The sequence below is a fragment of the Pseudoalteromonas sp. OF5H-5 genome (assembly GCF_021530695.1).
GTDB lineage: Bacteria > Pseudomonadota > Gammaproteobacteria > Enterobacterales > Alteromonadaceae > Pseudoalteromonas.
Genome location: NZ_JAKGBF010000021.1, coordinates 21,076 through 34,389 on the forward strand (window position 1 = coordinate 21,076; position 13,314 = coordinate 34,389).

Annotated in this window: 11 protein-coding genes; 5 read left to right on the forward strand and 6 right to left on the reverse strand. The window is 45.4% G+C overall.

What is annotated here, in order from left to right; all coding sequences use genetic code 11:
* Positions 1 to 40: 40 nt before the first annotated feature.
* The gene (locus L1271_RS21705; RefSeq protein ID WP_010604211.1) at positions 41 to 670 is read right to left on the reverse strand and encodes a YceH family protein; all 630 of its coding nucleotides are present in this window, start codon (positions 668 to 670) and stop codon (positions 41 to 43) included.
* Positions 671 to 765: 95 nt separating this feature from the next.
* Positions 766 to 4,122: an ATP-binding protein gene (locus L1271_RS21710; RefSeq protein WP_235368787.1), complete on the reverse strand. Its 3,357-nt coding sequence runs from the start codon at positions 4,120 to 4,122 to the stop codon at positions 766 to 768.
* Between the two features lie 188 nt (positions 4,123 to 4,310).
* Between L1271_RS21710 and L1271_RS21715 the strand changes: the two genes are divergently transcribed.
* Positions 4,311 to 6,596, forward strand: coding sequence for a penicillin acylase family protein (locus tag L1271_RS21715; protein ID WP_235368788.1), 2,286 nt, complete (start codon positions 4,311 to 4,313; stop codon positions 6,594 to 6,596).
* A gap of 27 nt (positions 6,597 to 6,623) precedes the next feature.
* Here L1271_RS21715 and L1271_RS21720 read toward each other — a convergent pair whose 3' ends face one another.
* On the reverse strand, positions 6,624 to 7,694 hold the full coding sequence (locus L1271_RS21720) for a GGDEF domain-containing protein (protein WP_102055826.1): 1,071 nt from the start codon (positions 7,692 to 7,694) through the stop codon (positions 6,624 to 6,626).
* Between the two features lie 158 nt (positions 7,695 to 7,852).
* Here L1271_RS21720 and L1271_RS21725 point away from each other — a divergent pair, with 158 nt between their 5' ends.
* Positions 7,853 to 9,379: a carbon-nitrogen hydrolase family protein gene (locus L1271_RS21725; RefSeq protein WP_010604215.1), complete on the forward strand. Its 1,527-nt coding sequence runs from the start codon at positions 7,853 to 7,855 to the stop codon at positions 9,377 to 9,379.
* 1 nt (position 9,380) lies between these two features.
* Positions 9,381 to 9,695: a DMT family transporter gene (locus L1271_RS21730; protein WP_010604216.1), complete on the forward strand. Its 315-nt coding sequence runs from the start codon at positions 9,381 to 9,383 to the stop codon at positions 9,693 to 9,695.
* Here the strand turns inward: L1271_RS21730 and L1271_RS21735 are convergent.
* Positions 9,682 to 10,551, reverse strand: a complete 870-nt coding sequence (locus L1271_RS21735; protein ID WP_235368789.1) for a DMT family transporter — start codon at positions 10,549 to 10,551, stop codon at positions 9,682 to 9,684. The genes L1271_RS21730 and L1271_RS21735 overlap by 14 nt on opposite strands.
* Positions 10,552 to 10,854: 303 nt before the next feature.
* Here L1271_RS21735 and L1271_RS21740 point away from each other — a divergent pair, with 303 nt between their 5' ends.
* Positions 10,855 to 11,241, forward strand: coding sequence for an MAPEG family protein (locus L1271_RS21740; RefSeq protein WP_010604218.1), 387 nt, complete (start codon positions 10,855 to 10,857; stop codon positions 11,239 to 11,241).
* 23 nt (positions 11,242 to 11,264) lie between these two features.
* On the opposite strand, the gene L1271_RS21745 is transcribed toward L1271_RS21740, so the two are convergent.
* On the reverse strand, positions 11,265 to 11,957 hold the full coding sequence (locus L1271_RS21745; protein WP_174171021.1) for a pseudouridine synthase: 693 nt from the start codon (positions 11,955 to 11,957) through the stop codon (positions 11,265 to 11,267).
* An 81-nt stretch (positions 11,958 to 12,038) separates the two neighbouring features.
* Between L1271_RS21745 and L1271_RS21750 the strand changes: the two genes are divergently transcribed.
* Entirely contained in the window at positions 12,039 to 12,344 is a 306-nt protein-coding gene (locus tag L1271_RS21750) for a DUF6482 family protein (protein ID WP_010604220.1), read from the forward strand.
* 3 nt (positions 12,345 to 12,347) lie between these two features.
* On the opposite strand, the gene L1271_RS21755 is transcribed toward L1271_RS21750, so the two are convergent.
* Complete coding sequence (locus tag L1271_RS21755; RefSeq protein WP_235368790.1) at positions 12,348 to 13,217, reverse strand: dTDP-4-dehydrorhamnose reductase family protein; 870 nt, start codon at positions 13,215 to 13,217, stop codon at positions 12,348 to 12,350.
* Positions 13,218 to 13,314: the final 97 nt, after the last annotated feature.

The following is a 13,314-nucleotide window of genomic DNA, read 5'->3' on the forward strand; positions in this document are numbered from 1 at the left end:
GGGGCGATAAACTTCTATTATGTTGGTGCTGACGCGCTTTTTAAAGCCCTAAATGTGCTTTGATGGTGGCGAGCTCTTGCTTTAATTGCTCAATCTCGGCGATCAAGCTCTCGATTTCGCTGTCATTTTGTGTGTAGGTTATGGGTTCTGCCGATGTTGTTGTTGGTTCAACGACTTGGTCACCAAACAAGTGTTGATAACGACTTTCTCGTTTTCCTGGTTCTCGGGCAAGCTTAACCACATAATCATGTTCTTGCATCGCACTTAATGTCGACTCAACGTCCTGTACGGAACTGAATTCTGCGAGGCGGCTGCTGCGGGTACGCAGTTCACCTGGGGTTTGTGGTCCACGCAGTAACAACAAACAGATAATCGCTTTTTGTTTCGCGTTGACTTTAAGGTGACCAAAATCACTGTTACAAAAGCGCTGGCTGTACTTGTCGACGCGACCAGACAGTGCTTCGTCGCAGGTAATTAAGCGTTTTTCTTGTAGGCGAGTCAATGTATCTAGCACATCATTTTGAGAGAGTTCCATCACCGGCTCGCGATTTGACTTTTGATTACACGCATTGGTGAGGCCGTTGAGTGACATTGGATATTGTTCTGGGGTGGTGACTTGCTTTTCGATTAAGCTACCCAGTACACGTTGCTCTTGAGTATCTAATTGCATCACTTTCCTTATTTTTGTTGTTGCTGATGAGATTTATAACATCATCTTGATAATAGCAATATAATACCAATATTTACTGTAGCAAAGTGTGCGAGCTAACTTTGTTGGGCCGTAGACGAAGGTGCCTGCATTGTTTGCTGTGGTTTTACTTGCAGAAGTTTGGCTTTTAGCTCATCAAAGTCAATGGGTTTGGTGAGGTAGTCATCCATACCTGCATTGAGGCATTTTTCTCTATCACCTTGCATCGCGTTGGCGGTTAGTGCAACGATCACGCTATTCTGATGGTTTTTTCCGGCAACACCTTGGCGGATCTGCTGTGTTGCCTGATAACCATCCATCACCGGCATCTGACAATCCATTAGAATAACATCGTAAGGTTTGTTAATCGATTGCAAGTGTGCAAGTGCTAACTCTCCATTTTCTTGGCAGACTACTTTTGCACCTAAACGTTCTAACATGGTTATCGCAACGGTTTGGTTTATCCGATTATCTTCCACTAATAAGATTGAGCGTGCTAACAAGGGTTCAGCACTGACCGGTGAATCGGCTTTGACGGGTTTCGGCTTGTCTGGATCTTGATAATCAGAGTTGAACACCTGAAGTGCTGCATATGGCGTAATGGGGTAGTACACCCGCTCACAAGAGGAAAATAGCGAGAGCGTTTCACTACTTTGTTCTTCAACGGCAACCACATGAGCGATCTGTTGTTGTGTTAGCTGCGTTTTGAGTGCTTGTTGCTTTTTCCGTGGTATGGCATTGAGTAACTTGGCATCCAAAATAACAGCAAGATGTGAGGATGGTTGTTGTAGCTGAGTCATGAGCATATCAAGTTGCTGCACGTGTAAGCACGTGATATGCCAAGGCTTCAGTAGTTTACTATAGTCTTCATTGATTTCGCTTAATATATATAACGTTGAATTATCAGACTTTTCATGCTCGGTAATGGGTTTGGCAGCAGTTAGTAGCACATTACAGGAGAACGTGCTGCCAACGTGTTCTTTACTAAATGCTTGTAGGTCGCCACCGAGCAATTGAGATAGTTGCTTTGCAATGGTGAGACCAAGCCCTGTACCGCCATATTGCCGAGTGGTTGATATATCTGCTTGGGTAAATGAATCAAAAACTTTATTGAGCTTTTCCTTTGATATACCGATACCTGTATCTTCTACACTGCACCAAAGCCGAGTTTGCTCGCCCGTTTGTTCTGTATGGCAGCTTAATGTCACTGAACCATCATGGGTGAACTTAATTGCATTGCTTAGCAAATTATTGAGAATTTGTTTGAGGCGATTCGGATCAGTTTGCGCGGTATGGACTTTCATACCTGATAAATCGATATGCAGCCGGTTATTGTTGGCATCAGCGGCGCGCACAAACCCAGACAGCATATTACTGAGCATCTCGATAAGATCGCACTCAACAAATTCTATCGTTAGCTTACCAGCCTCGATTTTGGAAAAGTCGAGAATATCATTAATTATAGTGAGCAAAGATTTCGCTGAACTATGTGCCAAGGAGAGCTGGTGGTGTTGAGTCGAAGTGAGTTGTGAGTGCATGACAAGCTCAACCATACCCATTACACCATTAAGTGGGGTGCGTATCTCATGACTCATGCTGGCTAAAAACTCAGCCTTCATTTTTGCGGATTGCTCTGCTAAATCTTTATCAATGATGGCTTGATTTTTTGCCTTTTGGTGGGCTTTATTGATAAAAAGGCTTCCTAACATGGCGGCGATAGACTTCATTAAACGGAGATCGCTTTGACCCCAAGCTGGACTTATTATGTCGTATTCTGCACAAAGAACGCCTAAGGTTTGGTTTTTATGACTGATAGGGCAGCAAAGCATCGCCTTAATTTCAAAAGGCTCAAGGTACGTTGTGGTGAGGGCCATTGTTGTTGGGTGGTTTTCAGCTTGTTCCGCCGCAATTATTTGGCCACTCTCAATTTCATTGAATAACGCAGGCGCTATTGCTTTTCGCCAAGGAGGAAAGTGCTCTAAGTTATCCATCGCTGCATTTGAAAAACACACTGGGATCAGCTGGTTTTTATCCTCATTAAATTGCCAAATGCTAACTTTATTAACCTCCACTCCTTTGCTACAGGTATCTGCACAGAGTGTGAGTGCTTTGCTGAGATGGTTATTTAAGATGGCTTCGTGAGAGCTCAAATGGGCAAGGAGCTCATTATTTTTGGCGAATTTATCATGTTCCATCTCCATGATTTTGCGTTTATGAATATTTTGAATGGAACCAAAAATGTGGTTAGTGCGTTTGCCACTGCGAATAGCGCGTGCTTTCACCAGCACCCATAAGTCATCCATCTTTTGGGTTTGGATGATAAATTCTTCTTCGAACTCATGGCCGGTTTTTATAAGTTCATCAATACAGTCTTGCAAGCGCTTTCTGTGCAAACCTGCTTTGAAAAACTCTGTCGTATTCATCCAAGTAGGCTGAAATTGCCTTGACACGCAGAAAATACTACGGGTGACGTCCGACCAAATAATATCACGGGTTTTGACGTTAATTTCCCACGCGCCAACTTCTGCGAGTATGCCCATATTGGTCAGTGATAAGGCATTGCGTTGAAGTTGCGATAGCAGTCGAGTGATAAAGATAAATGCGGCAATAAAGATGACAATCAGCGCGATGATTGCTAAGCGAAAAGGCCATACCGCAGTTACTGCTGGTTGCCAGCCAATGCGGGGCACGGCGTAGAGTTCCCACTCACCGGAGGGCACATTAACACTAAATGCGATGGGGGCAAGCGAATGTATATTACTGTTGCCATAAAAATAATCACCTTCTCGGCCTTTGCCATCCACGCCTTGAATCGCAATCAGGTATTGACTTTCTAATGCGGTAAAGTTTGCTTGTTGATAAAGGTTATCCATATCGAGCACGACAGAGAGTAACCCCCAGAAGTGGGTTTTATCAGTGTAAACTGGAACTCTTGCGATTAAACCAGTCCCGCCCTGAAGTAATTCTAGTGGCCCTGCCATCACGATTTCGCGACTTTCTTTGGCGAGTAATGCGCCGTATTTTTGCGTCGGATGGGTTTGATAGTTTAGGCCTATGGCTTTTTCATTGCCTTTTAAAGGATAAATATAGTCGAGCCGCATATTTGGGGCTGCTCCGATATTGCGAAGGGTTCGGCTACTATCGAATAAGGGTTTTGCGAGCTGTTCGAAGCGAGCTTGAGATAGCTCGGATTGACCTGAAAGGGCAATGCCTAGCCCTCTGACAAGTTGTACATTTTTTGCCAGAATACCCTCTATTTTAGTGCGGTAGACATTCACTTCCTCGGTCGAGCGACTCTTTTCTATTGCGATTAAGCGGCGATAGTTTACTTGATCGACATACCATGCCACCGCAATGATCACGACCAGCAGAAGCCAGAAGCTATATTTCACAAAGCGAAATTTAAGTGGTGATGTCGATAGTTCAGAAATCATGGTGTTTTTGTGTTGAAGACGATGATTTAACTATAGTTCAGTCCTCACAAAGCGAAATCTAATTGAGCAAAATAAAACGTTTTAACTTGATTGTCTTATAACTGTGACACAGTCGAGAATATTGGTTTATTGGCCGATGACATGATATACCTTCCAACTGTATATTTAGCACATTGTAAAGGATAGCCATGCTTACTTGGATTAAACGAATTGTTGTCGTACTGCTGTTGCTCGTATTACTAGGGACAGCGACCATCTATGGTCTGTTGGCATTGAGCTTGCCAGCTCTCGATGGAAAAGGTAGTGCTACGACAATTGAAAATACCGTGACGGTAGCGCGAGATGCGATGGGACAAGCAGTGGTATCGGCGGACTCGCGAGCAGATGCGTCCTATGGTTTGGGCTTTGCGCACGGCCAAGACCGATTTTTTCAAATGGATTTATTACGTCGTAATGCTGCGGGTGAGTTGAGCGAGTTATTTGGTTCCGCTGCAATAGGTTTAGATGAAAGGATGCGATTTCATCAGTTTAGAAAGCGAGCTGAGTTAATTGTACGGTCCTTACCGAGTGCTTATCGATTAACTCTTGAGCGTTATACTCGTGGAGTGAATGATGGTCGAGCGCAATCTGGGTTCACCAGTTTTGAATATTTGCTATTGGGATCAAAACCTAAACCTTGGCAGCCAGAGGACAGCTTGCTAGTTATTTTCAGCATGTATCTAGATTTACAAACAGCCAACTATGAGCGTGATGAAGCCTTGATAGCCCTTAAGCAGCAATATGGTCAAGGTATGCTCGATTTCATTTTGCAGCCCAGCCACCATCAAGCCGCATTAGATGGTAGCGTAATAACGGCACCAACTGCCGCTATTCCAATCTTAGAGCCGCATCTGGCGCAAATTCAGCCCCAGCATATTGAAGATGTACCGTTATATGGCAGTAACAACTGGGCGGTAACCGGTGCGCTGACGAAAACAGGAGCGGCTATGCTATCGGACGATATGCATTTGGGTTTAAGCGTACCATCAATTTGGTATCGCGCGCAGCTAAACTATCAGGAACAGGGTAAAGAGGTACAAGTCACAGGCGTGTCGTTACCTGGCGCGCCTGCCATCGTTGTTGGTAGCAATAATCACATCGCATGGGGATTTACGAATGGCTATCTAGATGCTGCTGATTGGATAGAGCTTAATAGCGACACCAAAACACAGCAGATCGCTGAAGAGATTATGTTACCTAGCGGTGAGGTGCATACCTATCAGTTGGAAATGAGTGCGTTTGGCCCAGTAAAGCAGTTGGGTGATAAAAAGCTTGCGCTGAGTTGGGTTGCTCACCAGCCCTATGCAGTCAATCTAGAGCTCATTCAGCTTGAGCTGTTCTCTGAAGTTGGAGAAGCGACTGCACATGCCAAAAATGTGGGCATTCCAATTCAGAATTTGGTCGTGGTGGATAGTCAAGGTAGTGCAGCGTGGACGCCGATTGGCGCTATTCCTGCTCGCAAGTTTGCTCATGATACTGCGGTGAAGCAGGAAGAGTATGAATCCTCTTGGCAAAATAACGAGAGTATTCGCCCGGTGGTACAAGACCCTGAAAGCGGTAAGTTATGGACTGCAAACGCTCGAGTCGTGTCTGTCGCGGATAATCAACGCTTTGGTGATGGCGGTTATGCGCCAGGTGCACGCGCAGCACAAATTCGTGATGGCCTGATTAGTAAGCAAGTTTTCACCGAAGCAGATTTCTATCAGCTGCAACTAGATAACCAAGCGAAGTTTTTAACGCCTTGGCATGAGCGTTTAGTCACGCTATTGCAAACGCAAGACCCAAGCTCCTTTGATAAAGACTTAAAGTTACTTAAAGACTGGCAGGGCTGCGCGTGTGCTGATTCAGTTGGCTACACTTTGGTGAAAGCTTATCGCAATGCCTTGATAGACACATTATATGCGCCGTTAGAGCAGTATTTACAAACGCAGAGCCTGTCGCTGAAGTCTGTTAAAGGTTATTTCGAACCCGGTCTTTGGCAGCTTTTAACTGAGCAGCCAAATAGCTGGCTTGGCAGCTATAGCAATTGGAATGAACTTGAGCTGGCGGCATATCAACTAGCCAAACAAAAACTCAGTGAACGCTATGGCAGTAATATGGCCGCTTGGCGTTGGGGAGATGTGAATGCACTTAAGGTGCAGCACCCATTCTCCAAACAAATGCCTATGCTAAGTGGATTGTTAGATATGCCAACCACACAAGCCTTTGGTGATACCTTTATGCCAGCAGTGCAAGGTAAGTCATTCGGTGCATCACAGCGCTTTATTGTACAACCTGGCCATTTAGAAAATGCGATTTTAACGGTTGCTGGTGGCCAAAGTGGACATCCGCTATCACCATTTTATCGTACGGGGTTTAATGACTATGCTGGAGGAGGTAACACTCCTTTGTTACCGGGCAAAATAACTCATCAGATCGTCATTTCACCTAAGTAAGGCTTTGCACTGAACGTATCGGAGGGGTTAACTTACGCCCTCCGATACACGCAAAATCGGTGCTGCGGTAACACGGTTTCGACCTGAATGTTTGCTGTCGTAAAGCGCAGCATCTGCATGTTGAATGACGACCTCAAAAGTTTGACTAGGGTCCCAATTTGCAACGCCAAAACTCATGGTGACTTTAAGTATTTCGTTTTCAAAACTGGTGGCTTCGACGGCTCGTCGTAATTTTTCCATGCGCTGCATTGCCTCTCCACTAGAGCAAGGCGCCAGCACAATTAAAAATTCTTCACCACCCCAACGAACGGCAATGTCTGCAGGGTGAATATGTGCTTTGATTGTTTCGGCCACGCTTTTTAAGATTTGATCTCCTTTGTCATGGCCAAAGGTGTCATTGATTTTTTTAAAGTGGTCGATATCCGCCATCACCAAACATAAAGGAGAGTGAGTAGAGATACAGTTTTCTTTAGCATGGGTGATTAATTCGCGCGCATAGCGACGGTTGAACATTTGAGTGAGCGGATCGTGTGCAGCGAGTTCTTCTAATTTGTCTCTTTGTTGCACCGTCATTTTACGTATGTGGCTGATTGTGTAGATCATTGGAATACCACATATGAGCACATTGGCAAAATGGACATAGGGAATTAACTGTTGATAGCGATATTGATAGGCAACATCACCAAACAATAATTCTAAGACTGCGAATAGCGTGATCAACACAACGGAATAAATCACGGCATTGCGTAACCTGAGTTGGTAGTCTAACAACATGAGGCAAGACACTGTCCAGAGATAGTACTGAAACCCGAGTGACATGCCGAGATAGGCACACACCAGCGTCGCATGGACGGCGACTTCAAGGCAGAAAACCCGCAGTGCAATAGAGGGCTTACTCGCATCAATGAGTTTAATGCCAACGTACCACATCAGCACACTACCCACGTTGACCCAAGCAAGTATGTTCACCTCTAAATGCCAAAATACACCAATGAGGCCAGCGTGTAGCCACATGCAATACGCGGCCACACGTCGTAATAATGCAAATTTTAATGCTTCTACTTGGTCTGGTTTGCTATAAGGGTGGTATTTAGTCAAACGTAAGCTCTTGTGGTATTCACAATAAAATAAAGTATAGAAGCTCTATTGTGATTTGCCGTCTATTTGACCTAAGCTCTGGTTATTCGCTCAGCATCCAGCAAGGTTGGCTGTAGTAGAGTGAGAGATAGGTAGATAATAAAAGCTTTGGAGTTGATATGTCTGTAGAAAAAGCGCGGATCACGCTATGTAACCTAGAAAAGCCTGACTACGATCAGGTTAAGTCATTAATGGATGAAGCCTACCCAGATCTCGGTGGAGCGTGGCCTAGTCATACGATATTTAGGTTGATTGACCAGTTTCCTGAGGGACAGATCGGTGTCAAAGACGGTGAGCGTCTCGTCGGTATCGCGCTGAGTGTTCAAGTTGACTATCAAACCTTTTCTAACCCGCATACCTATGAAGACATTGTTGACGCGCATAGCCGAATTTTTAGTGATAGTAATGCTGATGCGCTGTACGGGCTGGATGTAGTGATAGCCAAAAGCCATCGTGGTCTACGCCTTGGTCGGCGACTGTATGATGCCCGTAAAGAGCTTTGTCGTCAGTACAACTTGCGTGCGATTTTAGCAGGTGGCCGTATTCCGCTTTATAAGCAATTCCGTGGCAGTATGTCGCCGATGGAGTATATAAACAAAGTCGATCATAAAGAATTACACGACCCCATTCTAAGCTTCCAACTTGCCAACGACTTCCAAGTAAAGCGACTGCTTAAACAATATCTACCGGAAGATCAGGACTCCGAAGGCTATGCGACCCTACTTGAGTGGAATAACATTCTCTTCGAGCCCACCGATACCGTGATCGAAAGTAAGAAAACCATCGTCAGAGTGGGGGCTGTACAGTGGCAAATGCGCCGGGTGGAATCGGTAGAGGAGCTAATGAAACAAGTTGAGTATTTTGTGGACACGGTTTCGGATTACCAAAGTGACTTTATCCTGTTCCCTGAATTCTTTAACGCGCCACTAATGGGTCTCGGAAGCTATAGAAATCAGACCGAAGCTATTCGTGCGTTGGCGACGTATACCGAGCAGTTTAGAGCCGCTATGTCGCAAATGGCGATTGAGTACAATGCCAATATTATCACGGGCTCTATGCCGCTACTTGAGGGCGACAAGCTCTATAACGTCAGTTACTTGTGTCACCGCTCTGGCAAAGTGGATGAACAACGTAAAATTCATATCACCCCTCACGAAGACTACGATTGGGTTATCAAAGGCGGTGATAAAATTGAAGTGTTCGATACGGATGCGGGCCGAGTAGGGATCCAAGTATGCTACGACGTGGAGTTTCCAGAGTTATCACGGATCATGGCTGAAAAAGGGCTGGATATTTTGTTTGTACCATTTTGGACTGACACGAAAAACAGTTATTTAAGGGTGAGGCACTGTGCGCAAGCTCGTGCGGTTGAAAACGAATGCTACGTTGTTATCGCAGGAAGCGTTGGCAACTTGCCACAGGTAGAAAGCCTAGATGTGCAGTACGCGCAGTCAGCGGTGTTGACGCCATCGGACTTTGCTTTTCCTCATGATGCTGCACTCAACGAAGCAACACCAAATACGGAAATGCTGTTATTTAGTGACTTAGACTTAGATAAACTCAAAATATTGCATAGTGAAGGAACGGTGCGTAATTTACGAGACCGAAGAAAAGACCTGTATTCTGTGGAGTTGAAACAAAAATAGTATGGCGTGGGTTTATTTAATTATGGCTGGCTTGTTTGAAATAGGTTGGCCCGTTGGTCTGAAAATGGCTCAACAAGCCGATACTCGTTGGTTAGGCATAGTGATAGCCGTTGGTTTTATGGCCTTGAGCGGCTGGATGTTATGGCTGGCGCAAAAGCAAATTCCACTGGGTACCTCGTATGCGGTGTGGACGGGTATTGGCGCGGCAGGCACATTCTTAGTGGGTATCTTTTTCTACGGTGACCCAAGTAGTTTTATGCGCTACTTGGGCGTGTTACTTATCATCAGTGGGGTTGTGGTACTTAAGTTAGCATAACCAAAATAGCCGCAATGGCGATGAGTAAGAGTCCCATTGAGTCGCGCTTCTTTACCGGCGCTTTGAGCCATAAGAATGAGATAAGCAAAGTGAAAAACACTTCGATTTGGCCAAGGGTTTTCACGTAGGCTACATGCTCAAGGCTCATTGCGCTAAACCAACCTATAGAACCGATGCAACTGCTAACACTAATTGCCAGCGTCAGTTTACGACGTTGCCACAGCACGCGCCAAGAGTGTGGTTCGCGTATCGTCAAATACATACTCAACATCACAGTTTGGCAAACCAGCACTAACAGCAACACCCAGGCTGCACTGTGGGGGAAAGGTAGGCCCGATGCGATACTGGCTTCACGCACCCAAAGAGAAGTAAGCGCGAAGCTTGTTCCACAGGCAAGTCCTACTAGAGCAGTTTGACCATTGAAAGCACGCAGGCTAAACCCACTCAATAACAACACCGCGATGGCGCCGATAAAGACACCAAACCAACCGAGTAAAGTTAAGCTCGAGCCAAAAAAGAGTACGCCCAAAATCGCCGCCACGAGTGCCTCACTCTTCGCAAGTCCAGCACCTATGGCGTAATTATTTTGCTTAAACAGCACCACCATTAACCCCGTCGCGATGATCTGCATGACACTGGCCCCCAGCACAAAGGCTAAAAAGTCATCGTTAATGACGAGCGATTCTGCAGGAGCGATCTGATAAAGGCTCCAAAGATATAAGCCCGCAAGTGGGCTGGCTAAAATAAATCTTGCTAAGGTGACGCTGGCTGTGGAGGCGCTTTCACTCAATTTGCTTTGAAAAGCATTTCGCCAAGCCTGAGAAAAAGCAGCTAGTAAGGTGAACAAAATCCACATGAGAGGTGACTCTACAATGCTCGAATGTGTATCAGCATACCGGATAGGAGCGAGTCTGAATAAATGAATTATCGTGATAGTGAAAATAATTCAATGTGTATTCAAGGTGCTACGGAAGCATTCTTGTGGTTGGCGTACTGCGACAATTTGCCACATGTTCAATTTTCAGTATCACGATATGATTAGGTCGATGCTACAAGATTGGGCCATAGGTTAGGGTATTACGTATTCACTTATGGCTTTTCTTTTTAACGCTATTCTGCTCTACTGAGTTGAATAATCAAAAGGTTGAAGGAGTATCTTGTGGGTATACTAATCATCTGTGCAATTCTTGCTATCTTACTACCTTATTTTGCCAAAATTCCTGTGGCAGTGGCGATGAACAAAGAAGGGGGCTATGACAACAAGCTCCCGCGTGAACAGCAAAAGAAGCTGACAGGGCTGGGGGCAAGAGCATTAGCCGCACATCAAAACTGTTTTGAGTCATTAGCTGTTTTTGCTGTCGCCTTAGCCGTTGCGTTTGGCACCCAAACCTACACTTCTCTAGTCGAATGGCTAGCCATAGGCCATATTGTCGCTCGAGCATTATATTGTGTGCTGTATTGGGCGAATATTGACGTGCTGCGCTCCATCGTATGGGCGCTAGGACTCGGCTGTGCTATCGCCATTATTGTGGTGTGTGGTTTATAGTTGTCCTTTGCGTGACTCTACACTTAGGCTAATTTAATTAACTCTGCTGAAATCTCTTTCACTTCAGCGGAGTTAACCTCTAGCTGTGTCAATGCTAAGTTTGCGATACGCACTCGGTATAAGTCGATAACCCGATAACCACAGTGATGTGCCATTCTTCTGATCTGGCGATTAAGTCCTTGGCGTAACACTATTCTAAAGCGGTCATGTGCGATTTGTTCAACGGTACAGGGTAGGGTTATTTGGCCCTTCACTGGCACGCCGGCTGCCATTTTAAGGCAAAAACCTGGATCTAGAGGCTTGTCGACTTGCACCTCATATTCTTTCTCTTGATGATGGTCTGGGTGGATTAACTGCTGACACAGTGCCCCATCGTTGGTGAGTAGTAGTAACCCCCGGCTGTCTTTGTCTAACCGACCTATTGGATAAACACGACACGATTTAGGTAGTACATGATAGATACTAGCTGGGTCATCTGGATTCACTTTGCAGTCTATACCAACAGGTTTATGGTAAACAAAGAGCCTTCTCGCTTGCGGGGGCGCGACCAGTTCACCATCGACCATAATGGAATCGGTCAAATTGATGTGATCTATGTGATTGGCCAAGCGACCATTTACGGTCACTCTTGCGCTGTCAATTAAGCGAGACGCTTGTCGCCTAGAGCAAACACCGCAGTGGCTGAGATATTTAGCCAAACGCATCGGATAGGACATAGACATTCACATGATCAAAATGAGATAACAGCGCGTATTGTAGGGCAACAGACTGTTTGGATCCATGTATGGGGAATATCAATGGCCATTGCGTTTTCAAAGTTAAAACAACATCAGCCGCTGCAAAAGGTAATAGTGCATTCCATTGATTTAGCGCTTTATCAAGTCAGTGTGCTTATTAATAACGTGGAATATTATGTCACGGAAGAAAATGGTGAGTTTTTAAAAGCACATAACCCGCTGCAAATTCAAAAACGCCTGCTTGATATTAGCTACATGGAAATGGTGATTAGACATCAAAGTGCTTATGACGAGATGATAGGGCACCCAGTGTCAGCCAATGACAATACATTAGAAGTGCCCTTTGGTCGTAATAACCTCTTCTAAGCGTTATTTGTGGTTCGTGAGTACTTCACTCACCGCGGTTGCAAAATCGCGTTGGTGGGCGATCCCCATGTTAATCAATCTAGTGTCTTTTAGAGCACAATTTTTTGGTCTTGTTGCATCGTCACTCGGTTGGCTCAGCGGCATGAGATCTTGCGTCGGTAGCTGCAAAGCCTGCGCCATGACCTGCGCCATTTCATATTTAGTGAATGCTTGATTGCCACTGATATGAATAATTCCACCAAGGCTAGGCTGTGCGATAACATCCTTGAGGGTTAGCGCAATATCATTGACATGGGTTGGGTAGCGAATGGCCCAATGATCGTGACTTGAAGCAGGGTTGGTCAACAGCTGCTTGGCAATAACGGTTACCGCAGATTCTTCCAGCGTTTTTACCTCGCCATATAATACAGGCACTCGCACTATGGTGTGTAGTGCGCTGTCTGCCAGTATGGCACGCTCCGCAGCTTGCTTAGTTTGACCGTAGAAGTTCACAGGGTTAGTGATATCTGTTTCAACATAAGGTGCTGAGGTGCCGTCAAACACATAGTCAGTACTAATAAAGTAAAATCGAATATCTCTTTCGCGGCAGGCTTGGGCTAAGAACTCGGTTGCTGCAACATTAAGTGCAAGCGTTGCCGCTTGGTCTCGCTCACAATGCTCAGGCCTGCGCTCTGCGGCTGCGTGAATAAGTACTTCTGGGCTGTGACTATCTAAGAAGTCTAAAACCGAATTGTGGTCAGCCAAATCAAGTTTGTGAAGTGGCGCGGCAGCTCGGCTGAAGCCACATCCTAAAATTTCATGGGTACTACTTAGCTCTTGGCAAAGCGCGCGGCCAAGTAGACCAGTTGCGCCGGTGATCATAACTTTAGACATAGATAACAGCATCCTTTTTAAATGTGCTCGTACAGTAACAAAGGCAAATGAAAAACTACAGGTTTGTGTCGATTTCCGCTAGGTTAAATGAGGAGCA